Raw genomic sequence first — 22,983 nt, 5'->3', positions numbered from 1 at the left:
GCCGGACTCGGGTGTCAGCCGGAAACGGTGGTGAGGGCCTCGACGTCGGGAGACACGACGTCGGTGGTCGGGTACAGCAGGCAGACCGCGGGGTCGACGGCGAGGGTGATCTCGCCGGTCAGGCCGGGACGGCCGGTGGCGACCTGCACGGCCTGGTCACCGAGGCGCACGTCGTACTCGAAGCGCGCGCCGACGTAGGAGCTGGACAGCACGGTGCCGGTGAGGACGTTGGCGTCCGGCGGCGCCGTCCGGTCGGAGGTCAGCACCTTGACGCGCTCGGGGCGGACGGCGACGGTGACGTGCTGCCCGGCGCTGACGTCCGCGGCGCGGGTCCGCACCTTCTGGCCGTTGCAGTCCAGGACGACCTCGGCCCCGGACGCGGTGGCCGCGGCGACCTTGCCGGTCAGGAAGTTGCAGCGCCCGACGAACGCGGCCACCCCGGCGGTCGCCGGTTCCTGGTAGATCTCGGTGGGGCTGCCGACCTGCACCAGGTGGCCTTCGGACATCACGGCGATGCGGTCGCTGAGCGCCAGCGCCTCCTCCTGGTCGTGGGTCACGTAGACGGTGGTGATGCCCAGCTCCTCCTGGAGGCGCTTGAGCCAGGCGCGGGCCTGCTCGCGCAACTGGGCGTCCAGGTTGGACAGAGGCTCGTCGAGCAGCAGCACCGTCGGCGAGTAGACCAGCGCGCGGGCCAGCGCCACCCGCTGCTGCTGTCCGCCCGACAGCTGGTGCGGGTTAGCGGTCGCGCATGCCGGCCAGGCCGACCTTGTCCAGTGCCTCGCCGATCAGCGTGGCCTGCCGCCGCCTGTCGACCTTGCGGATCCGCAGCGGCAGCGCCAGGTTCTGGGCGACCGTCATGTGCGGCCACAGCGCGTACGACTGGAACACCATCCCCAGGTTGCGTCCCTCGGGCGGGACGAACGTGCGGGCGGCGGTGTCCACCATCGTCCGGTCGCCGACGGCGATGCTGCCGGTGGTGGGCCGCTCCAGCCCCGCGACGCACGACAGGGTGGTGGACTTGCCGCAGCCGCTGGGCCCGAGAAGGGTGAAGAACTCCCCGTCCCTGATCGTCAGGTCGATGTCGTGCAGCACCGTGGTGGCGGCGAACTTCTTCGACAGGTGCGAGATGGTGACGTCAGGCATCCTTGTGCCCTCTCATGAGCAGCCCCGCGACGGCGACGACCGCCGCGGTGATGACGATCTGCAGGGTGGCCAGCGCCGCGACCGAGCCGGTGTTCCCCTGGACCCACAGCTCCAGCATCGTGGTGCCGATGACGTTGGCGTCGGCGGAGCCGAGGAACACCGCGGGCGTGTACTCCTTGAGCATCGTCACGAAGACGAGGATCAGGGCTCCGGCGAACGCCGGACGCAGCAGCCTGGCCAGCACCTGGACGAACGTGCGGACCCAGTCGGCGCCCGAGACGCGGGCGGCGTTGTCCAGCTCCCGGCCGATCTGCATCAGGGGCGGGGCGATCGACCCGAACCCGCCGGGCAGGGCCCGGATCCCGAAGCCGATGACGATGGCCCACAGGGTGCCCTGCAGCACCCCTCCGACGCCGAACGGCGCGAACGCCAGGGCCCAGAACAGGCCGATGCCGACGATGATCCCCGGCATCGCCTGCGGAGCCAGCGCCAGGTACTCCACGGTGCGGGCGAACCGGAACTCCGAACGGCGCGAGACCATCACCGCCACCATCGCCAGGACGGCGACCACCACCGCGCCGACGGCGGCGACGACCAGGCTGTTGCGGATCGACTGGACGTAGGCCTCGTAGGTGAAGATCCGCTCGTAGTTGGCCGTGCTGAGCGTCTTCAACGGCGACTGCAGCGGCGTGAACACCAGGGTGAACGAGCGGAACATCAGCCCGCCGATCGGCACCAGGGCCCCCATCACCACGTAGCAGGTGATGGCCGCGATGCTGACCCACTTCAGCCACCCCAGGTCGAGCTTGCGCAACCGGGTGGCCTTGCCGCGCACCGACACGAACCGCTGCGCGTCCCGCAGCAGCTTGGCCTGCGCGACCACCAGCCCCGCCGTGACCAGCAGCACCAGCGCCGACGCCGCGCCCAGCACCCCGTAGTCGGGGGCGACCGACTTCAGCCCGTGCCGGTACAGGAAGGTGGAGAACACCTCGATGCCGACCGGCTGGCCCAGCAGCAGCGGAACGCTCAGCGTCTCGATGGACACGCTGACCACCAGGATGGAGCTGTAGACGATCGGGGGACGCAGCAGCGGCACCACCACCGACGTCAGGATCCGCAGCGGGCCCGCCCCGCACACCTGGGCCGCGGCCTCCAGCGAGGCGTCGCTCTGCCGCAGCGCGTTGGCGCAGAACGTGTAGGCGATCGGGGCGAGCGCCACCGCCTCGGTCAGCGCCATCCCGGGAATGGAGTACAGGTTCCATGGGACGAAGCCGAACAGCTGCCGTACCTCCACGCTGACGAACCCGGCCGGGCCGTACATGGTGATCCAGCCGAAGCCCAGGATCAGCGAGGAGATGAAGAACGGCCACTGCATGGCGGCGGCGAACAGGCGGCCGCCGGGCAGGTCGGTCCGCACCACCACCACGGCCATCGGCACCGCGATCAGCAGCGTGATGACGGTCGTGAGCAGGGAGAAGTACACGGTGTTCAGCACGACCTCGCCGAACCCGGCCTCGGTGAAGAGCCGGACGTAGTTGTCCAGGCTCACCACGCCGCCGGCCTCGTACAGCGGCCGGTCCAGCAGCGACTGGTACAGGATGGGCACCACGGGGGCGACCACGAGCAGCGCCAGCCCGGCCAGGGCCGCGTACTGGAGCCACTGCTCGCGCGCCAGCCCGAGCGGTCGGCGGTAGCGGGGGGCGTCCGGCACCGCGCCGCCGGGAGGCGGGCCGGCCGCGCGCGGCGGTTCGATCATCGTTGTCATCGAGATGCGTTCCCTTCGCCCGGGTCAGTGCCCGAGCAGGCCGTTCCACCGGGACACGAACGCCTTGACCTGGTCGCCGGGCACGCGGGCGTACTTGACGAACACGAGGTTCCCCGCGCCGACCTGGCGGACGAGGTCCTGGTAGGTGTGCCGGTCCTCGCGGGCCTCCACGCCCTCCCGGTAGGAGGTGAGGCCGCCCTCGGCGACGGCCCGCTGGCCCTCCTCCGACAGCACGAAGTCGGTGAACAGCTTGGCGGTGGCCGGGTGCGGCGCCTTGGCGTTCATGCCGATGCCCCGGGGCAGCACCACCGTCCCGTCCTTGGGGAAGGCGAGCTTCAGCAGGCCGCCGCTGTTCTCGATCATCGGGTAGGCGGGGGCGGCGCTGATGAAGAACCCGGCGTGGTACTCGCCCGAGATGATCTTCTCCAGCTGGGTGCCCGAGGAGGTCTCGGGGCGGGCCAGCGGCAGGATCCGCTGCAGGGACGTCCAGGCGCCGGGGCGGGCGGCGGTGAAGGCGTGCGAGACGGAGAAGCCGAACGCCCCATCCACGTCCCGGGTGGTGATCTTGTTGCGGTACTTGCCCTGGTCGCCGGCCACCAGGTCGGCCAGGGCCTGGATGCTCGTGGGCTCCTTGGGCAGCAGTGAGCTGTTGTAGGCGACGCCCAGGGGATCGATCGACATCGTGTGGACGTTCGGCAGCAGGGTGGCGAAGTCGGGGAGCTTCTCCACCTCCGGTGACTTGTACGGCATCAGCGCGCCGGCCTTGGCGGCGAACTCCGCCCACCCCTGGGCGGCGTTGGAGACCAGCACGTCGGCGGGCGACCCGCTGGTGGCCTGCTCGCTGAGCACCCGCTGGAACACCTCGTCGCTGTCGAGGTTGTTGGCGGAGATCTTGGTGACCCACGGGTACTTCCGCCGGAAGTCGCGGAAGATCGGCGCCCAGTTCTCCTGGTCGGTGTTGGAGTAGATGTTGAGCGTCCCGCCCTCCCGCCTGGACGCCTCGATGACCTGGCCGTAGTCCGCCGGGTAGTACGAGGGCGCCTGCCCGGTCGCCACCACGTTGGCCGGCTGCGCCTCCCCGCCCCCGCAGGCGGCCAGCAGCCCCATGGCCGAGACCGCGGCTCCCAGGCTCAGCGCCAGGCGGGTACGGCGGGGCCGCGCCAGGCGGCCCCCGGGGCGCAGCGGCCACCGGATCGACGAAGCAGGCATGAGGGTTTCCCTCCTCGGTCAGGGCGGACCCGTCTCTTGTGACGGCGGCCACTCTGCTTCGTTATAACCTATGACGTCAACCCCCGGAGCGAGAATTTCTCCGCCACCCCTCCCCGTCGATACGACCGGGCCAGGCGTTTTGCCCACGCTCCTAGGCAGAGTCGACCACCCGAAACGAGCGTTCGGACAACGGCGGTGGTGTAGGCTATAACGGTGACCTACGCGATGGGGGGCCCATGAGCCAGCCGACGGAGCCCATGACCAAGGCCGAGTTCGCCTACGTGCAGGTCCGGGAGCGGATCCTGTCGGGCGAGCTCCCCCCGGGGTCGGTCATCGCCCAGGCGAAACTGGCGCGCGACATCGGCATCAGCACCACCCCGCTGCGCGAGGCGCTGCGCCGGCTCAAGAGCGACGGCCTGGTGGACCTGGACGCCCACCGGGACGCCCGGGTGACACCGCTGACCGCGGAGGAGGCCCGGGACCTGCTGGAGATCCGGCGTTCGCTGGACCCGCTGGCGGCCGCGCTGGCCGCCGAACGCCGCACCAAGGACGACATCCGCGTCCTGCGCGAGTCCGCCCACGGCCTGCGCCCCCTGCCCGGCAAGCCGACGGTCGAACAACTGGTCGCGCACCGCCGCTTCCACGCCGCGATCTACCGCGCCTCCCACAACGACCTGCTCATCACCACCCTCGACGGGCTGTGGGACAAGGCCGACCGCTACCGGCGGCTCGCGCTGGAGGTCGAACGCGGCCAGGCCGCGCGCGACAAGAAGGCGGCCGAGCACCAGGCGCTGCTGGACTGCGTCATCGGCGGTGACGCCGAGGGCGCCGCCGCGGTCATGCGCGAGCACATCGACACCAGCCTGGGCGTCCAGGCGGCCCGCCGGCTCCGCGAACCGGCCCACGCACCGGACGGCGAAACGGAACCTGCTCCCCTCCTGCAGGACGCCTGAGAGCGGCCCCGCCTCCCGTCCGCAAGCCCGCTCAGTCGTGACCGGAAGAGCACCCGTGTGAGGACGCGGGAGTCAGGTAATGATGGAAGACCGGGAGCTCGACGAGCGAGGTGCGGATGACCGGCGTTGACGCTGCTTCGATTCGAGTGGTGGCCTGCGACATCTTCGGCACGACCGTCGACTGGCGCACCGGAGTGGCCCGGGAGGTCGCCCGGACGGCCGCCGATCACGGTGTCGAGCTGGACGCCGGCGCCTTCGCCGACGAATGGCGTGACCGCTATCTGCCGTCCATGGAACGCGTCAACCGGCACGAGCGCGACTGGGCCTACCTCGACACCCTGCACCGCGAATCGCTGGACGAACTGCTCGACGTCCACGGCGTCGCGGACGCGTTCCCGGACGCCGCGCGTCGCCGGCTGGTCCATGCCTGGCACCGTCTGCCCGCCTGGGACGACGCGGTGGAGGGTCTGACGCGGCTGCGGCGACGCTATGTGCTGGCCGCGTTGTCCAACGGAGGGTTCGCGCTGCTCACCACCCTCGTCAAGGCCGCGGGACTGCCGTTCGACTGCATCCTGTCGGCCGAGCTCGCCCGGGCTTACAAGCCCGCCGCGCGGGCCTATCTCACGGCCACGGATCTGCTCGACGTCGATCCCGCGCAGGTCCTCATGGTCGCCGCGCACAAGTGGGACATCGACGGGGCCCGCCAGGCCGGACTCGCCACCGCGTTCCTCGAACGGCCGCTGGAGAAGGGCCCCGCCCGCACGGCGGACCGCGCGGCCGACGTCACCAGCGATCTCGCCGTGACCGGCTTCGACCACCTCGCCGACGTGCTCGGCTGCTGACCTGCGGCAACCGCGTTCCCACTGATCGTTTCCAGAGCCCTTCCACCCACTGGAAGACGATCCGCGGCGACGCGCTGACCTGCGGAGAGTATGGACGCCACCCCGTTCCGTGATGCAGTTCACAGGAGGTCGCTCATGGCGTCCCCGTCCCACCCCGCCCGTTCCTGGGCGCTGCCGCTCTGCTGGGCGGCCGTGCTCCTGGACGGCTTCGACCTGGTGGTGCTCGGCACCGTCCTGCCCGTGCTCCTGCGCGAGCACGTCTGGGACCTGACCCCGGGCACCGCGTCGGCGGTGACCACGGTGGGGCTGGTCGGCATGACCATCGGCGCGCTGACGATCGGCGCGATCACCGACATCGTCGGCCGCCGCAAGGCGCTGATCGCCTCCGTGATCGCCTTCTCGGTGTTCACCGTCCTGTGCGCGGCCGCGCCGTCGGCCACGGTGTTCGGCCTGCTGCGCTTCCTGGCCGGTCTCGGGCTGGGCGGCTGCCTGCCCACCGCGATCACACTGGTCGGCGAGCACGCCCGGCGGGGACGCAGCAGCAGCGCCACCACGACGATCATGACCGGCTACCACGTCGGAGCCGTCCTCACCGCCCTGCTGGGCATGGCGGTCATCCCGTCGCTGGGCTGGCGCGCGATGTTCGTGATCGGTGCCCTGCCCGCACTGGTGCTGGTGCCGCTCATGGTGCGATACCTGCCCGAGTCCACCTCGTTCCTGGCCGCCCGCACGTCCGGCGACGCGAAGGCGACCACCGCCGTCACGGTGCGCGCCCTGTTCAGGGACGGCCTGCTGCGCACGACGCTGGCGTTCTGGGTGGCCTCCTTCATGGGGCTGCTGCTGGTGTACGGCCTGAACACCTGGCTGCCGGAGATCATGCGGCAGGCCGGTTACCCGCTCGGCGCCGCGTTGGGCCTGCTGCTCACGCTGAACCTCGGCGCCGTCGCCGGTCTCCTGTTCGCCGGGTACGTGGCCGACCGCAGGGGCGTCCGTCCGGCCACGATCGGCTGGTTCGGCGCCGCGGCGGTGTTCCTGGCGCTGCTCAGCGTCAAGCTGCCCAGCGTCGGCCTGTACACGGCGGTCTTCCTCGCGGGCTGCTTCGTCTTCAGCGCGCAGGTGCTGGTCTACGCCGCCGTCAGCCGGGCCTACCCGGTGGCGAGCCGCGCGACCGGGCTCGGCGCCGTGGCCGGGGTCGGACGCATCGGCGCGATCTGCGGCCCCCTGCTCGGCGGCTCCCTGCTGTCGGCCGGGCTCGCCTACCCATGGGGCTTCTACGCGTTCGCCATCATCGGCGCCCTCGGCGCGGCCGCGGTGTCCCTCGCGGTGATCCGCCCCGACAGCGCGACCACCGAGCACCACCCCACCCCGACCCCCGCCCGCACCTGATCATCCGGGCCGTCGCCCGCGTCGGCATCCCGGGCAGTCGCCTGCCCGGGATGCCCGAGGCGGCCGCTCAGGAACCGCTGTGCTGGTGCTGCTCGGGCAGGCGGCTGTCCGGATGCACCCACAACAGGACGTTGTCCGGCCGCCCGCCCCGCGATTCCTGCCACTGCCGCCGGAAGAACGTGAGGATCTCCCGGTCCGAGTGGCGCAGGCTGAAGTGGATCAGGACGAACAGAGTCTCCGGGTGGGCCTCGACCACGGGTCTGAGCTGACTCCACACCGTGTGCCCCACCCGATTCGCTCGGTCGAGTTCGGCGTCGTCGAGAAAAGTGCACTCCGTGATGACGACCGGGTACTCGAAAAGCCATGGGTTGCGCTCGAACACGTCAACATGCGTGTCACCCAGAAAGGCGAACAGCGGCCGGCGGACCACAACGTCGACCTCGGCCCCCTCCTCACGCCGCCGCGCCATGATCCGGCCGAACTCCTTGCCCCGCCCCTCCCTCACCAGGGACCGCCGCAGCTCCTCGAACTCCGGCCGCAGCGCCTTGCGCCGCTCCGAGAACGCATATCCCACACAAGGCACCTTGTGCCGGCACTCCACCACCCGAACGTGATGTCCCCGGCGCCCGAAAACGAACTCGTCGTCCCGCCGGACGCCATGCAGCCGGTAGCCCCCCGCCAGCGCGGGGTCGAATCCCGCCCCGTGGTTCAGCTCGGCGGACGCACGCAGGTAGGACTCCACGTACGGCACCGCCTCGGCGGGCAGGTAGACGTCCGTGCCGGAAGCCTTGGCAGCCAGGTAGTCGAGATCCTTTGAGTGATCGTGGTGTGTGTGGGTCAGGAAGACCGTGTCCACCTGCCGCCCTTCACACAACCCGGCGTCGAGGCTGCACCTCAGCTCGGGGATGTGAAAGAAGGTCTTGTCGTTCGCGCGGGAGTAGCCGGTGAGGGTCAGCTCGGCACCGGGAATACGCCACGTCTTCCACTGCCGGAAGGGATGCCCCCGCTCCAGCAGTTCGGGGTGGTCGCCCCCTTGCTCCGCAACACGCATCATCGGCGCCTTTCAAGAACGGCCGCGTCAAGTGCCCGCGAGCGTAGCGCCCGCCCCACCCCAGGCACACCGATTTTCCACCCCGCCGACATGCCCCGCCCGCCCCCGCAAGCCCATGAATCCGTCCGGGCGCAGTCAGGCACCCGCTCAGGATCATCGGACCACCGGCTCGGACGAGCCCTGAGCGGCATGGACACAACTCCCCGCAGGGCGCGCCGGGCATCCCGTACCACGGCAGGACCGGCCGGGTAGGCCGCTCCCGTCTGCGCCACCTGTCGCCGCCAGCGGCACGCGTTGCGCAGGTCGGCGAGCTTCGGGACAGCCAGGACCTTGGCAGGCGGGGGATGTCGCGGAGCACCCCCGGAACAGGGTCGGCGTGGGGTATTTGCTTCGACGGACGTCCGTGGGGGGCGACCCCGCGTTCGGCGCGCCGTGTTCCCTGGGATCGTCGACGAGCTGGTCGGGGTGCTACGGCCTGAGCGCATCTTCTCGCTGGGCTCGGTGCCGGGGGCCCTTCCTTACGCGGAATGCGCCGCGGACCCCTGGCGCAACGTGATCATCGATGCTCCGACCCACCAGCCGAATGATCGGCTGAACGAGGTCGTTCAGATCGCCGCCGTGGCGCGGGCCGACCAGGCCCCTGCAACGAGGAACCCGGCGAACACCTGCATCACTCCTTGAATGGCGCTGCGAGCAGCAGATCCTCGACGGTGGGCACCGAGAAATTGGGAATGTGGCGTCGGCCGACCTCCGCGAAGGGGTGCATGAGCTCCCCGAGCGGCTTTGTGCGGCACAGCGACATCATCGCATCGAGCGCATTTTGCTTGAACCCTTTCCGCGGGAAGGCGGCAAGCACCTCCTCAAGAGCGCCGGACGGAAGCTGCCGCAGATCGTTCCCAGTGAAATCCATTCCCGACCCGACCGAGACCAAGGCGATCTCAGGCCTCTTCCGAGTCGCGATGCCGATGCTGGTGTGCAGGGCGATCGCATCCCAGACGAGTTCCGCTCGTTCAGCCGGCACGCGCCGTTCCCGCAAGAACCGGCGCGCAGCATCAGCGCCATCGACCTCGAACGGCTCAGCCGGGGTCTGGAACGATTCGACCAGCCCGAGGTCATGCAAGACGGCTGCGACGAACACCAACTCCCGGTCATAGTGAACACCACGCCGATCGAACACCAGAGAGCCGAAGACATACGTCCGCATGACATGATTGAACAGCGTCTCCGAGTACGCCTGTCGCGCGAACACCGCAGCTTCACGAGCAATTCTACTGCTGGGAATGCGAATTCCAGCGACCACCGATGGCAGAGCGCCGACACTCGCACTGGAAGCGATGCCACTCGGCGCAGATCTCGTCACCGAGGCGTGTGCGACACTGGACGCCGCAGCAGAAAACGCGGATACCGCGCCAGCTGCCGCAATGCCGGCACTGCGCCGCAACACCGCGCGCCGAGCAACCCCATTCGCGTCATTGCTTTCATCGGTCATGCCGATACCTCCCGTCAGCGACTGACGATGAGAGCGTACAAACACCATCACCACACCAGACAGCAGCAAAAACGCCAAAGGGCACCTGATTCTCGCCAAGCGGCGGCGACGCAGAATCTCTCCGCCTCTACACGAGCGCAGCCACAGGAAGTCGTGCTTAAGCCTGGCAACTCACTGGCGCCAGCCGCCCCCGGCAGCGTGGCCCCGCCCTCCTCCACCAGCCCGGCGTGAGCATCGGAGATCACCAGTGCACCCCCCCCCCGGCCACCAGGCCACGCAGGAACGCTGGCCAGCCGGCGCTGTCCTCGGCCGAAGCCACCTCCACTCCATGCTGCGCGCCGCCATACCCGAGCCCCGAGAACGGGTGAGTCGACAGCCCCGACCTGCCTTGGGCCGACCTTCAACACGGCTCATGGACACATAAGGCCATCCAATGAAGCGGTGGTCCCGCTGCCCGGCAGCGAAACCACCGCTGTCGTCTCCCTAACACAACGGGTCAGCGGAGCTCGCCGAGCGCAGGGCCCAACGGGGGTTCCAGGGGGTCGCCCCTGGGAGATATCCGGAACAAGGTGAGGAAGCGCTCCATGGGCGCAGAACCACACGGCGTGAAGGCGAAACCCTCACAGCGGGGGTCCCAGGGAGCCGCGCCCTGACAGAACCCCGAAAGCAGGTGTGGGGAAGCGCTCCGGCAGGGCACGGCTGCCTGCCAACGACAGAGGGCTGGAACCGCCCCAAAACGCACAACGGGCCCTGTGCGAAGGCGAGCGGAGCTCGCCGAGCGCAAGGCCCAACGGGGGTTCCAGGGGGTCGCCCCCCTGAGGTATCCGGAACAAGGTGAGGAAGCGCTCCAAGGGCGCAGAACCACACGGCGTGAGGGCGAAGCCCTCACAGCGGAGGTTCCAGGGAGCCGCGCCCTGGCAGAAGCCCGAAAGCAGGTATGGGGAAGCGCTCCGCCGGGGCACGGCTGCCTGCCAACGACAGCGGGTTGGAACCGCCCCGAAACGCACAACGGGCCCTGTGCTGAGGCGAGCAGAGCTCGCCGAGCGCAAGGCCCAACGAGGGTTCCAGGGGCCGCCCCCGGAGACATCCGGAACAAGGTGAGGAAGCACTTCACTCCATGGGCGCAAGACCACACGGCGTGAGGGCGAAGCCCTCACAGCGGAGGTTCCAGGGAGCCGCGCCCTGGCAGAAGCCCGAAAGCAGGTATGGGGAAGCGCTCCGGCAGAGCACGGCTGCCTGCCAACGGCAGCGGGTTGGAACCGCCCCGAAACGCACAACGGGCCCTGTGCGAAGGCGAGCGGAGCTCGCCGAGCGCAGGGCCCAACGGGGGTTCCAGGGGGTCGCCCCCCTGGGAGAAATCCGGAACGAGCTGAGGGAAGCGGCCCCCGGCAGGGGCCGCGACCACACGTCGCCCACGAAGTGGAGGTGGCGGGAATCGAACCCGCGTCCTTCGGTGATGAGGCAGGGCTTCTCCGGGTGCAGCCTGCTTGACGTTTTCTCAGCCCCGGCGCTCTCGCAGGCGAGTCGCCGACGGGCTCAGTCGCTGTTAGGTGTCCCTACGCACCCCGCGACCGGGTGCGGAGGTTGAGTCTCCTGATGATGCCGGATCCCGGATCGGAGACGCTCCCGGGCCGACAGAGTTCGCTCCTCGCTCAGGCGGCGAGGGCGAACTCGGACTGCTTCTGGTTGGCAGTTATTGGTTTGCGGTCACAGGATTTACGAGGTCACGACCGCAACCCTCGACCCGCTTCCCCTGCTTCGACCTACCGAAGTCGAAACCGGTCACCCCCATGTTCAGTTGTCAACCGGGACGCAAGCGTCCCGTCGACTGACGCTACAAGGATAACGCGCTTCGTGCCAAGGGAATTCCCCCGGACAGCGTGATGCCCCGGTGGGCGACGAACGCGCCCACCGGGGCCGACCGGCAGGGTCGGGCCGGTCCGGACGGCAGAGCCTCCCCCGAGACGAGGCTCTGGTCTCATCACGGCGACTGAGTCCGCAACCCCCCAAGCGGTGTCTCAGTCACCTGTAAAGACGAGCGGGAGCCCCCGGATGGTTGCGGCCCCCGGGTAAAGAGATAACAAAGCTGCAACGAGCGTCCGGGAGGACGTAACGGGAGCGGCGGAGCTGCGATCAGCGGGACGCCCCGGTGGGCGCCGCCGGGATGCCGCCCCGGAAGAACGTCGAGGCGAGCTGGGCGGCGTTGTAGTGGCCCTCCACGGCGATGGCCAAGGCCGTGCCGGAGCGGGAGCCCACGAACCACGACACGACCTTCTCGCGGCCGTTCTCGGTGTAGGTGGCCGTCGCGTACACGCCCGACACCTTGCCTCCGCTCGACACCTCGGCGGCCCGGGCGGTCCCCTGGAACACCGAGCGCCGCACCAGGTCCTTCAGGTCGGACGTGGCCACGGACGGCAGCGTCTGGGCAGGGAATCTCGACGAGGGGTCCTGCGGGGAACGCAGCAGGTACGGGGGCCTCCAGCTGCCCACGTCCACGGCCCCGGCGACCAGGGCCATGGCCAGGGGGCTGACGCGCACCCCGCCCTGCCCGATCGCGATGGCGGCCTTCTCGGCGTCGTTACGGGGCTTCGGCACCGTTCCGGTGAAGGCGGGCACCGTCAGGCCCCAGTCCTTGCCCAGGCCGAAGCGCTGCGCCTCGGCCATCAGCGTCGCGGCGTCCAGGCGGGTGCTGAGCTGGGCGAGGGTGGTGGCGCAGGAATAGGCGAAGTTCATCTGCAGGGTCCGCTTGCCGCGGGCCTGGCCGCCGGGGTTGCTGAACGTCTGGCCGCCCACGGTGGCGGTCGCCGGGCACTCGGTCTGCGTGTTCTTGGTCAGACCGCGCTGCAGCAGCGCCTCCGCCGAGACGATGCCGAACGTCAGACCGGGCGGGTAGCTGCCCTCCATCGCCAGGTTGCGGCCGCCCGTCAGCTTGTTGTTGGCCACCGCCAGCACCTCGCCCGTACTGGGGCGCAGGGCGACCATGGACGCCGGCGCGGGCACCCTGGCCAGCGTCTGGTCCGCGCTGTCCTGGTACGTGGCGTCCAGGGTGGTGCGGACGGGCTGCGGCTCCTGGCCGACCCACGAGCGCAGCTCCTGGACGTTGCGGCCGGACGGATCCTGTGCGACCACCCGGACCGTCGGGGTGCCGGCCAGCCACCGCTGCAGCAGCAGCTGTATCCCGCTCACACCGATCGTGTCGCCCGGCTGGTAGGGCGCGCCCACCTGCTGCAGCCGGTCGGCGGTGGCGGGGCCGAGCTGGCCGACCAGCTCGGGCGCGGCGTTGGACTGGATCGGCGCCCAGATGGTCTGGACGCGCAGCCCGGAGCTCTGCGGCATCCGCTGGGCGATCGCCACACCCTGCGGGTGCCGCAGCGTCAGCAGCGGCAGGAACCGCTCCGGCGGCGCCGAGTTGACCCGGCCGACCAGCCGCTCGGTGTCCAGCTTGCGGCCACCGTCGATCTTGGTGACCTTGGTGAGCTGCTCCAGCGTCTTCTCCGGGTCGCGCAACTGCCCGGGATAGACGCCGACGATGTCGGTCCGGACGTTGCGCAGCATGCGCTTGTCGTCGGAGTCGTAGATCGGCGCGCGCGGCGACACCTCGGTCAGCACGGCCAGCCGCATGCCCTGCCGCAGCCGCGGATGGATGATGGACGGGTCCCAGATGACCTTCCAGTCGCCGTCCACCCGGCGCAGCCGCATCCGGCCCTCGTAGGTCCACGGCTGGCCGTTCTCGCCCAGGTCGATCTTCACCGCGAACCGGGCGACCGCGTTGTCGCCGTTCTTGGTGATGGCCTTGGCGGGCGTGCCGCCCGGCTGCACCGGCAGGCCGAGGCCGAGCCGCAGGGACGCCGCGTCCAGCTGGCGGCGCAACTGGCCGAGCTGGGCGGCCACCGCGTTCCGGTCGGCGCCGGTGGTCTTGCGCGCCGCGGCCTTGTAGTTGCCGACCTCCCAGGCGATCAGGAAGTCCCGCACGGTCGGCATCGCGGACGGCTCGGCGAAGCAGCCCGACGTCACGGACGCGACCAGCAGGCCGCATCCCGCCACCGACACCACCCGGCGCGGCGTGGACGACCTGGGACGCCGCCGCCGGCCCCAGCGCCCGCGACCGTGCCGTACCGACTCGCCTGACGCGCTACTGCCCCGACCCGGGCTGCTCATCGACACCCTTCACCGTCTCCTGAACCGTGCCGCGGCCGCCCGCCGCATCTCCCGGTCGGCTTCGCGCTTGGCGATGGCCTGGCGCTTGTCGTAGGTCTTCTTACCACGGGCCAGGCCGATCTCGACCTTGGCCTTGCCGTCCTTGAAGTACAGCGACAGCGGGATCAGCGTCCACCCCGCCTCGTCCGACTTGTCGGCGATCTTGTCGATCTCGCGCCGGTGCAGCAGCAGCTTGCGCGGGCGGCGGGGGGCGTGGTTGGTCCAGGTGCCCTGCAGGTACTCGGGGATGTGCACGTTCTCCAGCCACACCTCCCCGTTCCTGACGTGGGCGTAGCCGTCGGCGAGCGAGGCACGGCCGGCGCGCAGCGCCTTCACCTCCGTGCCCATCAGCACCAGGCCCGCCTCCCACGTGTCGTCGATGTGGTAGTCGTAGCGGGCGCGCTTGTTCTGCGCGATGAGCTTGCGCCCTGTCTCGCGTGGCACGTGATCAGCCTCGGTCCTTGTCCAGCACGCCGCCCGAGCCTCGTTCGGGCAGCGTGGCGAGCAGCCCGCGCAGCACCTCCTGGGCGCGCCGCTCGGCCTCCTTGGGGGGACGGTCCGCGGAGACCGCCACGTCCGGGTCGATCCCCACGCCGTCGAGGTTACGGCCGCTGGGCGTCCGGTAGCGACCGACCGTCAGCTCGATCGCCGATCCGTCGGCCAGCCGGATGGGCTCCTGCACCGACCCCTTCCCGTAGGTACGCGATCCTACGATCACCGCGCGGTCGCGGTCGCGCAGCGACCCCGCGACCACCTCGGCGGCGCTGGCGGTGCCGGCGTCGACCAGCACGACCAGCGGGGTGTCGGCGTCGCCGGGCTGGGTGACGTCGCGCCGCTCGGTGACCATGCCGCGCTCGCCGCGCCGCTCGTAGGTGACCACCGGCCCGCCGGGCAGGAACGCCGAGGCCGTCTCCACCGCCTCGTCCAGCAGCCCGCCGGGGTTGCCGCGCAGGTCCAGCAGGACGCCGCCGCGGGGGCTGCCGGACGCGCCGGTCAGCGCGCCGCGCACCTCGCGGCCCACGCCGCGGGTGAACGCGCCGACGCGGATCATCCGGGCGCGGTCGGCCAGGTCGGCGACGGTGACGTCGCTTCCGGCCACGGGGGTGCGCACCAGCCGGAACCGCTGCGCCGCGCCGTCGCGGTCGACGGTCAGGTCCACGCCGGTGCCCTGCCGGCCGCGCAGCGCCGCCGCGACGCGGCCCGCGTCCCAGCCGGCGACGTCGGCGTCGCCCACCTTGGTGATCACGTCGCCGACCCGTACGCCCGCCCGCTCGGCGGCCGACCCGGGCTGGACGCTGGCCACCCGGACGCGCCGGTCGCCGGGGCCGTCCGGAGCGGCCATGGTGCGCGCGGCCTCACCCGCGGCCGCATCGCCCCCGCCCGTGCCCAGCCACAGCCCGACACCGCTGTAACGGCCGTTCATACGTCCCTGGAAGTCGTCGAACTCGCTGGCCGAGTAGTAGCGGGCCCACTTGTCGCCGAGGGTGCGCAGCATGCCGTCGATGGCCGCGCGATCCAGCCTGCCGCGGTCGACCGGCTGCGCCGCCGCACGGCCGATCCGCGTCGCCGCCTCGTCCAGCAGCGACGGCGCGGCCGAACCCCGCGCCCGCCGCTCGACGGGAGGCCCGCCGCCGGTGATCATCCCGGCGGCATAGGCGCACACCACCGCGACCACGACGGCCGACACGCGCAGCCCGCGACCGGTCAACCGGAACATGCGGTCAGTTTAAGCATCGCGCCTCCGGCGGAAGGCTCCGGCGGGTCGGTGGGGGCGGCGTGGCGGAACGCCGGGACGCGCGGGGCGTGCCCGCGGCCCGGCACCGTCAGATCTTCAGATAGCGGCGCAGCGTGAGGAACGAGGCGATCGCGCACAGCAGCACGCCGAAGCAGATCGACACGATGGTGACGGCGATCACCGTCCCCCAGCCGAGGTTGCTGGCGAACTGCATCTGGCTCGCCACCCGGTCGACCAGCATGAACTTGCTGAGCACCAGCAGCACCGCGGCGAACAGCCCGCCGATCAGGCCGGCGATCGCGCCCTCCAGGATGAACGGCATCTGGATGTAGGTGTTGGACGCGCCGACCAGCCGCATGATCCCGGTCTCCCGCCGTCGGTTGAACGCCGACAGCCGCACCGTGTTGCCCACCAGCAGCACCGCCGCGATCACCTGGATCAGCGCGATCACCAGCGCGGCCCACTGCAGGCCGCCGAGGATGCGGAAGAAGCGGTCCAGGATCTGCTTCTCGTTGATCACCTGGTCGACGCCGGGACGGGCGAGCATCGCCTGCGCCACCGCCTGGTGCTTCTCCGGGTCCTTCAGTCGAATCCGGAACGAGTCGGGAATGTCACCCTCGCGGGTGCTCTGCACGAACCCCGGGGTGGTGGAGAAGCGGTCCTTGAACCGCGCCCACGCCTGCGCCTTGCTCTCGTAGTCGACCTTGGCGACCTCGGGCAGCTTCTCCAGGTCCGCCTTGATCGACTGCTTCTGCTCCTCGGTGGCGTCCTGCTTGTTGCACTGCGGATTGGAGCTGGTCTGGGCGCACAGGAAGACCGACACCTCGATCTTGTCGTACCAGTAGCTCTTGGACGACTCCACCTGGGCCCGCACCAGCAGACCGGTGCCGAAGAGCGCCATGGCGATGGCGACGGTGATGACCAGGGAGACCGTCATCGTGAGGTTCCGGCGGAGACCGATCCAGATCTCCTGGAGAACGAACTGTACGCGCATGCCTCGCTGTCCTTGATCGCCTGTGCCCCGCCGGGAGCGTGCGTCCGGTCAGGCTCTGTCAGTCTCTTCGGTCGGTCCGGGTGGGTGGGTCTCGTCGGTCGGCGGCGGGCCGCTCCCACGCGACGGGAGGTACGCCCGGAGCCCGCGCCAGGTTCACCGCGAGCGGGCCCGTCAGTACGCCTGGCCGTAGACGCCCCGCGACTGGTCGCGGACGACCCGGCCGTCCTCCAACTCCACGACGCGCTTGCGGAAGGCGTCCACGATGGCGGCGTCGTGGGTGGCCATGACGACGGTGGTGCCGGTGCGGTTGATGCGGTCCAGCACCTTCATGATGCCGATCGAGGTGGCCGGGTCGATGTTCCCGGTCGGCTCGTCCGCCAGCAGGATCATCGGCCGGTTGACGAACGCCCGGGCGATGGCCACCCGCTGCTGTTCGCCGCCCGACAGCTCGTGCGGCATCCGGTGCGCCTTGCCCTCCAGGCCGACCAGGTCGACGACCTCGGGCACGACCTTCTGGATGAAGCGCCGCGGCTTGCCGATGACCTCCAGCGCGAACGCCACGTTCTCGAAGACGTTCTTGTTGGGCAGCAGCCGGAAGTCCTGGAACACGCAGCCGATGCGGCGGCGCAGGTGGGGCACCTTCCAGTTGCTGAGCCGGTTGAGGTCCTTGCCGGCCACGTGCACGTGCCCCTGGGTGGGACGCTCCTCCTTGAGGATGAGGCGCAGGAAGGTCGACTTGCCGGAACCCGAGGGCCCCACCAGGAAGAGGAACTCCCCCTTCTCGATGGCGACGTTCACATGCTGCAGTGCGGGCCTGTTCTGGCTCTTGTAGACCTTGGTGACGTTGTCGAAGTGGATCACGGCGGTTCAGCACCATTCCTGCGAGGGACCCGCGCGGTCACGAACGGGAGGAATCGCGTCTTCCATCTTGTCGCCGCATGAAGCGGACTGTAGTTTGTCAGTAGCGGTTCGTGAGCGGAGGCCGTCGACCCCCGCGGGCCGTCGACCCGGCGGGGCCATGGAGCCGCAGCGTGCACTCCGCGCCCTCGGGTCACCGGCCGACGCCGGTCGAGCGTGCCGCCCTCCGGCCCGTCCGTCAACCCGCCTGGGGCGAGATGATACTCCGCTCGGGGTGAGCCATGGTCGCATGCTGGGGGCATGCTCCCCGGCTCGCTTCGTCTTTCTCCCAGGGGAGCGACCCCCTGGAACCCCCGCCCCACCCCGGCTGGCATGGTCGGGAACCTGCAGCTCAAACGCCACTGCGCTCAAGGGCAGCCATGGTCGCATGCCCTTGGCACGCTCCTCGACTCGCTCCACCTCTCTCCCAGAGGGGTAACCCCCTGGGAGACCCGTCCCACCCCGGCTGGCGTGGTCGGGAACCTGCAGCTCAGGCGCCACTGCGCTTGGGCGAAGCCATGGTCGCATGCTGGGGGCACGCTCCCCGACTCGCTCCGCCGCTCCCCCAGAGGGGTAAGCCCCTGGGACGCCCGTCACACCTCGGCTGATGTGGTCGAGGACCCGCGGCTCAGCCGCCACTGCGCTTGAGGGGAGCCATGGTCGCATGCCCTTGGCACGCTCCTCGACTCGCTCCACCTCTCCCCCAGGGGAGTAACCCCCTGGAAGGCCCGCCGCGCCACGGCTGGCGTGGTTGCGACCCTCTGGGGCGCCCGTCACACCTCGGCTGATGTGGTCGGGGACATGCGGCTCAGGCGCCACTGGGCTCAGGGGGAGACATGGTCGCATTACGTGGGGGTGCTCCCCGGCTTGCTCCGCCTCTCCCCTAGAGAGGCGACTCCTTAGTACTTCCGCCCAAGCTTGGGTGGCGTGGTTGTGAACCTGCGGCTCGTACACCCACCCGCTCGGGCGGAGGCGTGGAGGCGTGGTGTTGGGGTGCTCCCTGTTCCGCTCTGCCTCTCTCCAAGATGGGTGACCCTCTGCCGCACCTCGGTTGGTGTGGTCGTGGGCGCACGCAGTCTTGCCGGCGGAGAGGCGTGGGGAATTCAGGGGGAGGTCTCTTGGCATGGCGGCGCCATGCTGCGTCGTTTTTTCAGGGGAGTGACGCGACGTTGGCTTGGAAGCTCCGGGGTCCATCGAGGTGTAGTCGTAGGCCATTGGCATACTCCCCACCTCGTTCCGGCAGTTCCTGTCTGGGGGACCGCAGGCCCCTCGGAGCCCCTGGGGGCGGGAGCCGGCCGGTGTCCGGGGGTGCGAGGCTCCCGGCGGCTCGGCTCCTTGAATGGACGGGGCTTCCCGGTCCGAACTCCGGACCGATCGGCCCCCGTGCAGTGTAGGGGCGGAGATCGATCGCCTCGACCGGTCCACGCCCCGGCACGCTTAGGGACTTTACAGTCGGGATAGGCTGAATGCTGGCGAACGAGTGCTTTGGTTCTCAAGCGACAGGTACGCATCCCAGCGAGAGAGGCAGCCGAATGAGCTGCGAACATCTGATCTGCGCCCGCTGCTCGGGCCCGGTGGTGGAGGGTCGCTGCCCGACCTGCCGAAACGCCCGCGCCGAGATGCACCGTCACGGCGGCCCCTTCTCCCCCACCGTGATCCTGGCGGTTCTGGTCGTTCTGTTCTTCCTGGCGCTGGCCCTGCAACGGATTTACTGAAACCCCTCGACGGGTTCCGCCCTCCGCCGGGCCGTGACATCTCCCACGAAACTTGCACGACCGTTGCGCAGGCGTCAGGAGGTGCGCGACGGCCTGGTGCCGGCCTTGGCGATGGTGCCCGCCTGGGCGATGATGTCGGCCTTGACCTTGCCCTTCTTGGTGCGGGGTGGGTCGGTGGCGGCGAACTGGTAGACCTCGGACGTGGTGATGTCGCTGCCCTCGTCCGTGCCGTCGAGCAGGTGGGCGGCCTCGGGCGGGACCGGCGGCTTGGCGCCGCTCTTGCCGTCCTTGACGGTCAGCAGGCTGTTGCGGCCCAGGGAGTAGAGGACGAGCCCGCCGTCGTCCTCGGTGCGCAGGGGGAAGATCGGGAACGGCGTGGCCACCGTCACGATCTGGAGGGTCAGGTCCTTGTCCGCGGCCTTGCGCGTGGCCCGGCGGACCTCGCTGTAGTAGCCGGTGGTGTACTTGCCCGTCCGCATGACCTTGCGGGCCACGCTGTCGGGGCCCTCGGAGGCGAGGGTCGCCTGGATGCCCGGCACCTCGCGTGGGCGGATCAGCATCGTACTGTCGGTGGTGTTCAGCGCGGTGGCGTAGCCCTCGTCGTCCACCGTGACCTTGGGCAGCTTGGCCTTGGGCAGCAGTTCGGTGGTCAGGCTGAGGCGCCAGCGGTCGCCGGGGGCGCGGCGGATGAACGCCATGAGCGCGGTGCGGGTGCTCTTGGGCTCGCCCTGGACGGTGCGCGGCACGGCCGCCACGAACCAGTGCGGGTAGATGTCGGCCTTCAGCTTCGGCACCAGCAGCTGGGGCTCGCCGTACTGGTAGCGGTTCACCGGGTCGCCGTCGTAGGCGGCCTTGCGGAACTCCGCGGCGGTCAGCTGGGACTGCCCGTCGGACGTCCAGGTCAGGGCCAGCCGTTCGTCACCGGCGGCGCGGGCGACGTCGTCGTTGGTGACGAAGGCGCGGAACTCGCGTTCGGCGACCTGGTGGGTCAGCAGCTCGGGCTCGGGCGTGGTGGCGGTGACCAGCACGGTGGGACGGGCCTCGGGCTCGCTGCCCGCACAGCCGGCCGTCACCAGCGTCACGGCGGCCAGGACGATCGAGGTGGAGCGAAACGACTGCCACACCGCATTCGCCGCCACGCCTGCCCCCGGCTGTTCCGAGCGGTCCGTTCCGCTGATCCGATCCGCCATGCTGATCCGTGATTCTGCCATCCACAGCCTATTGATCGAACTCGTTGATCGAATCCCCTGATCGAACGGACGGGCGCGGCCGCCCGGGGCACTGCCGGGACGGCGATAAGCTCTCAGTGTGGCAGCCATCGATCCCGAAGACCGGCTCAAGGAGCTCGACTCGACGCTGACCGGCATCGAGCAGGTCCTCGACCTGGACGGTATGCGGCGCGACATCGCCGAGCTGCGCGAGCAGTCCGCCGACCCCGAGCTGTGGAACGACCAGGAGCGCGCGCAGCAGGTGACGCGGCGGCTGTCGTACCTGGAGAGCGAGCTCGGCCGGGTCGAGGGGCTGCGGCAGCGGCTGGACGACGTGGCCACGCTGTACGAGCTGGCCACCGAGATGGACGACGCCGACACCCGCCGCGAGGCGGACGACGAGGTGGCCGCGCTCGGCAAGGAGATCCAGCAGCTCGAGGTGCGCACCCTGATGTCGGGCGAGTACGACGAGCGCGAGGCGCTGGTCACCATCAACGCCCAGGCGGGCGGGGTGGACGCGGCCGACTGGGCGCAGCAGCTGCAGCGCATGTACCTGCGCTGGGCCGAGCGGCACGGCTACCCGACGGAGATCTACGAGACCTCCTACGCCGAAGAGGCCGGCATCAAGTCGACGACGTTCACGGTCAAGGCCCCCTACGCCTACGGCACGCTGCGCGGCGAGCACGGCACCCACCGGCTGGTGCGCATCTCCCCGTTCGACAACCAGGGACGGCGGCAGACCTCGTTCGCGGGGCTGGACGTGGTGCCGGTGGTGGAGCAGAGCGACCACATCGACATCGACGAGAACGACCTGCGCATCGACGTGTACCGCTCGTCCGGGCCCGGCGGCCAGGGCGTGAACACCACCGACTCGGCGGTGCGGATCACGCACATCCCGACCGGGATCGTGGTGTCCTGCCAGAACGAGCGCAGCCAGCTGCAGAACAAGGCCACCGCCATGGGCGTGCTGCAGGCCAAGCTGCTGGAGCGCAAGCGGCAGGAGGAGGCGGAGAAGATCTCCTCGCTGCGCGGCGAGAGCACCACCAGCTGGGGCACGCAGATCCGCAACTACGTGCTGCACCCGTATCAGATCGTCAAGGACCTGCGCACCGGCGTGGAGGCGGGCAACCCCGCCGCGGTGCTGGACGGCGAGATCGACGAGTTCATCGAGGCCGAGATCCGCTGGATGCGGCAGCGCGAGGCCGAGGCCGCCCAGTAGCCGCGAGGCCCCCGAGTTCGGGCCGTTCTCCGAATTCGCTGCGTGGCCTCATGGTCACTCTGCGATGATGACGGACGGTTCTGCACTCGTCCTCATGGGGGCCTGCCATGCGCGTCCGCCCTGCCGTCGCCCTGCCCGTCCCGGTTCTGCTGCTCGCCGCCGCGTGCGGGGGCGGCGGGTCCGAGCCCGCTCCGGCGCTGAGCAAGGACGAGGCGCAGCGCGTGCTGGCGCGCTACGCCGACGCCGCCAACAAGGCCGGGCAGCGGCTGGACGGCACCGCGCTCGCCGCCGTCGAGACCGACCCGCAGCTCTCCATGGACCGCGCCGCGTTCCGGCTGGGCCGCGCCGCCCGGCAGCCGTTCACGCCGGTGCGCTTCGTCAAGTCCGCGTTCTACATCCCGCGGATGGACGGGTACCCGCGCTGGTTCGCCGCCGACACGGTGACCTCCGCGACGCGGCCCGGTGCCAAGGAGCCCCGCACCACCCGGCACGCGCTGGTGTTCACGCAGGCCGGGGCGGGGGCGCCGTGGCTGCTGGCCGCGTCCCCGTATCCGGGCGGCGACGAGATCTCCCGGGTGCGGCTGGACGGCGACGGCTACGCCCAGGCGGTGGCGCCGGGCGCGTCCGGGCTGGCGGTCAGCCCGTCCCGGATCGGCGCGGCGCACGCGGCGCTGCTGAGCGGCGGGCCGCAGGCGCCGGGCGCGTCGGTGCTGGCGCCGGGCCCGCAGACCACGCAGTCCTACGACGCGCTGCGGCAGGCCCGGCTGGGGTTGCGGAAGAACGGCGTGCGGCTGCAGACCCGGTTCGTCCCCGACTCCTCGCCCGTGTACGCGCTGCGCACCAAGGACGGGGGCGCGCTGGTGTGGTACGTGCTGCGCCAGCACGAGAGCTACCGGTCGGCCCGGCTCGGCAGGCTCGCCGTCACCGGTGACCTGACCGGCCTGGCCCCCGCCAAGGCGGCCCGCACCCGGCTGGACGCCACCGTTCTGGTGCAGTACCTGGCCACCGTGCCGGCCACGGGGCACGCCGCCGTCGGCGGCATGTACCGCAAGGCCGTCGCGGCGAACGCCTCCTGATCACCGTCGGGTGCCGGTGCGGTCCCCCTCGTCACCGACCGCTGCCGTGGAGACGCACCGGCGCCCGACGGTCACCTCACTCGTCCTCGCCCGGGGCGTCCCGG

18 protein-coding genes, 1 other RNA gene and 1 pseudogene are annotated in these 22,983 nt (G+C 70.6%); 6 read left to right on the top strand and 14 right to left on the bottom strand.

The annotated features are described in order from the left end of the window. Positions 1-14: 14 nt before the first annotated feature. Genes ABD811_RS30020 through ABD811_RS30005 form a run of 4 tightly spaced genes read right to left on the bottom strand, consistent with a single transcriptional unit; the run spans position 15 to position 4,117 of the window. Positions 15-701, bottom strand: coding sequence for an ABC transporter ATP-binding protein (locus ABD811_RS30020; protein WP_344954979.1), 687 nt, complete (start codon positions 699-701; stop codon positions 15-17). A gap of 34 nt (positions 702-735) precedes the next feature. Continuing rightward, entirely contained in the window at positions 736-1,143 is a 408-nt protein-coding gene (locus ABD811_RS30015) for an ABC transporter ATP-binding protein (RefSeq protein ID WP_425549476.1), read from the bottom strand. Continuing rightward, positions 1,136-2,908: an ABC transporter permease gene (locus ABD811_RS30010; RefSeq protein WP_344954488.1), complete on the bottom strand. Its 1,773-nt coding sequence runs from the start codon at positions 2,906-2,908 to the stop codon at positions 1,136-1,138. The genes ABD811_RS30015 and ABD811_RS30010 overlap by 8 nt, the downstream gene beginning before the upstream one ends. 24 nt (positions 2,909-2,932) lie before the next feature. Then, positions 2,933-4,117, bottom strand: a complete 1,185-nt coding sequence (locus ABD811_RS30005; RefSeq protein ID WP_344954486.1) for an ABC transporter substrate-binding protein — start codon at positions 4,115-4,117, stop codon at positions 2,933-2,935. A 236-nt stretch (positions 4,118-4,353) separates the two neighbouring features. On the opposite strand from ABD811_RS30005, the gene ABD811_RS30000 reads away from it, so the two are divergent. From ABD811_RS30000 to ABD811_RS29990, 3 genes are all read left to right on the top strand, one after another. Then, positions 4,354-5,070, top strand: coding sequence for a GntR family transcriptional regulator (locus ABD811_RS30000; RefSeq protein WP_344954484.1), 717 nt, complete (start codon positions 4,354-4,356; stop codon positions 5,068-5,070). A 116-nt stretch (positions 5,071-5,186) separates the two neighbouring features. Beyond that, entirely contained in the window at positions 5,187-5,912 is a 726-nt protein-coding gene (locus ABD811_RS29995; RefSeq protein ID WP_344954482.1) for a haloacid dehalogenase type II, read from the top strand. A 135-nt stretch (positions 5,913-6,047) separates the two neighbouring features. Then, positions 6,048-7,298, top strand: a complete 1,251-nt coding sequence (locus ABD811_RS29990) for an MFS transporter (RefSeq protein ID WP_344954480.1) — start codon at positions 6,048-6,050, stop codon at positions 7,296-7,298. 67 nt (positions 7,299-7,365) lie between these two features. Here ABD811_RS29990 and ABD811_RS29985 read toward each other — a convergent pair whose 3' ends face one another. From ABD811_RS29985 to ftsE, 9 genes and pseudogenes are all read right to left on the bottom strand, one after another. After that, positions 7,366-8,349 (bottom strand): MBL fold metallo-hydrolase, encoded by a 984-nt coding sequence (locus ABD811_RS29985; RefSeq protein ID WP_344954478.1) that lies wholly within the window; start codon positions 8,347-8,349, stop codon positions 7,366-7,368. Positions 8,350-9,019: 670 nt separating this feature from the next. Further along, on the bottom strand, positions 9,020-9,916 hold the full coding sequence (locus ABD811_RS29980; protein WP_344954476.1) for an HD domain-containing protein: 897 nt from the start codon (positions 9,914-9,916) through the stop codon (positions 9,020-9,022). 104 nt (positions 9,917-10,020) lie between these two features. Further along, positions 10,021-10,166, bottom strand: a pseudogene (locus ABD811_RS29975) (transposase); the annotation flags it as partial. A 1,089-nt stretch (positions 10,167-11,255) separates the two neighbouring features. Continuing rightward, positions 11,256-11,628: a transfer-messenger RNA gene (ssrA, locus tag ABD811_RS29970) on the bottom strand. A 343-nt stretch (positions 11,629-11,971) separates the two neighbouring features. After that, positions 11,972-13,882: a penicillin-binding transpeptidase domain-containing protein gene (locus tag ABD811_RS29965; RefSeq protein WP_344954474.1), complete on the bottom strand. Its 1,911-nt coding sequence runs from the start codon at positions 13,880-13,882 to the stop codon at positions 11,972-11,974. A gap of 123 nt (positions 13,883-14,005) precedes the next feature. After that, complete coding sequence (smpB, locus tag ABD811_RS29960; protein ID WP_344954472.1) at positions 14,006-14,479, bottom strand: SsrA-binding protein SmpB; 474 nt, start codon at positions 14,477-14,479, stop codon at positions 14,006-14,008. Between the two features lie 4 nt (positions 14,480-14,483). Beyond that, entirely contained in the window at positions 14,484-15,752 is a 1,269-nt protein-coding gene (locus tag ABD811_RS29955) for a S41 family peptidase (RefSeq protein ID WP_344954470.1), read from the bottom strand. Between the two features lie 106 nt (positions 15,753-15,858). Then, positions 15,859-16,764 (bottom strand): permease-like cell division protein FtsX, encoded by a 906-nt coding sequence (gene ftsX / locus ABD811_RS29950; RefSeq protein ID WP_344954468.1) that lies wholly within the window; start codon positions 16,762-16,764, stop codon positions 15,859-15,861. 171 nt (positions 16,765-16,935) lie between these two features. After that, positions 16,936-17,625 (bottom strand): cell division ATP-binding protein FtsE, encoded by a 690-nt coding sequence (ftsE, locus tag ABD811_RS29945; protein WP_285492260.1) that lies wholly within the window; start codon positions 17,623-17,625, stop codon positions 16,936-16,938. A 1,568-nt stretch (positions 17,626-19,193) separates the two neighbouring features. Here ftsE and ABD811_RS29940 point away from each other — a divergent pair. After that, positions 19,194-19,376, top strand: coding sequence for a hypothetical protein (locus tag ABD811_RS29940; RefSeq protein ID WP_344954465.1), 183 nt, complete (start codon positions 19,194-19,196; stop codon positions 19,374-19,376). 74 nt (positions 19,377-19,450) lie between these two features. Here ABD811_RS29940 and ABD811_RS29935 read toward each other — a convergent pair whose 3' ends face one another. Then, a complete protein-coding gene (locus ABD811_RS29935; RefSeq protein ID WP_344954463.1) occupies positions 19,451-20,566 on the bottom strand; it encodes a DUF8094 domain-containing protein in 1,116 nt (371 codons plus the stop codon). Between the two features lie 118 nt (positions 20,567-20,684). Here ABD811_RS29935 and prfB point away from each other — a divergent pair, with 118 nt between their 5' ends. Further along, positions 20,685-21,803: a peptide chain release factor 2 gene (gene prfB, locus ABD811_RS29930; RefSeq protein WP_344954461.1), complete on the top strand. Its 1,119-nt coding sequence runs from the start codon at positions 20,685-20,687 to the stop codon at positions 21,801-21,803. Positions 21,804-21,910: 107 nt separating this feature from the next. Continuing rightward, positions 21,911-22,879 carry a DUF8094 domain-containing protein gene (locus ABD811_RS29925; RefSeq protein WP_344954459.1) on the top strand — a complete coding sequence of 323 codons (969 nt, stop codon included), beginning with the start codon at positions 21,911-21,913 and terminating at the stop codon, positions 22,877-22,879. Positions 22,880-22,983: the final 104 nt, after the last annotated feature.

It is taken from the genome of Actinomadura miaoliensis (assembly GCF_039536785.1).
Classification (GTDB): domain Bacteria; phylum Actinomycetota; class Actinomycetes; order Streptosporangiales; family Streptosporangiaceae; genus Spirillospora; species Spirillospora miaoliensis.
This window is presented reverse-complemented; position numbering and strand designations above follow the sequence as displayed.

Coding starts and splice junctions, on each gene's coding strand:
- ABD811_RS30000 (WP_344954484.1), top strand. CDS start 4,354: ATGAGCCAGCCGACGGAGCCCATGACCAAGGCCGAGTTCGCCTACGTG.
- ABD811_RS29935 (WP_344954463.1), bottom strand. CDS start 20,566: ATGGCGGATCGGATCAGCGGAACGGACCGCTCGGAACAGCCGGGGGCA.
- ABD811_RS29985 (WP_344954478.1), bottom strand. CDS start 8,349: ATGCGTGTTGCGGAGCAAGGGGGCGACCACCCCGAACTGCTGGAGCGG.
- ABD811_RS29955 (WP_344954470.1), bottom strand. CDS start 15,752: ATGTTCCGGTTGACCGGTCGCGGGCTGCGCGTGTCGGCCGTCGTGGTC.
- ABD811_RS29995 (WP_344954482.1), top strand. CDS start 5,187: ATGACCGGCGTTGACGCTGCTTCGATTCGAGTGGTGGCCTGCGACATC.
- ABD811_RS30015 (WP_425549476.1), bottom strand. CDS start 1,143: ATGCCTGACGTCACCATCTCGCACCTGTCGAAGAAGTTCGCCGCCACC.
- ABD811_RS30005 (WP_344954486.1), bottom strand. CDS start 4,117: ATGCCTGCTTCGTCGATCCGGTGGCCGCTGCGCCCCGGGGGCCGCCTG.
- ABD811_RS29940 (WP_344954465.1), top strand. CDS start 19,194: ATGAGCTGCGAACATCTGATCTGCGCCCGCTGCTCGGGCCCGGTGGTG.
- ftsX (WP_344954468.1), bottom strand. CDS start 16,764: ATGCGCGTACAGTTCGTTCTCCAGGAGATCTGGATCGGTCTCCGCCGG.
- ABD811_RS29925 (WP_344954459.1), top strand. CDS start 21,911: ATGCGCGTCCGCCCTGCCGTCGCCCTGCCCGTCCCGGTTCTGCTGCTC.
- ABD811_RS30010 (WP_344954488.1), bottom strand. CDS start 2,908: ATGACAACGATGATCGAACCGCCGCGCGCGGCCGGCCCGCCTCCCGGC.
- ABD811_RS29990 (WP_344954480.1), top strand. CDS start 6,048: ATGGCGTCCCCGTCCCACCCCGCCCGTTCCTGGGCGCTGCCGCTCTGC.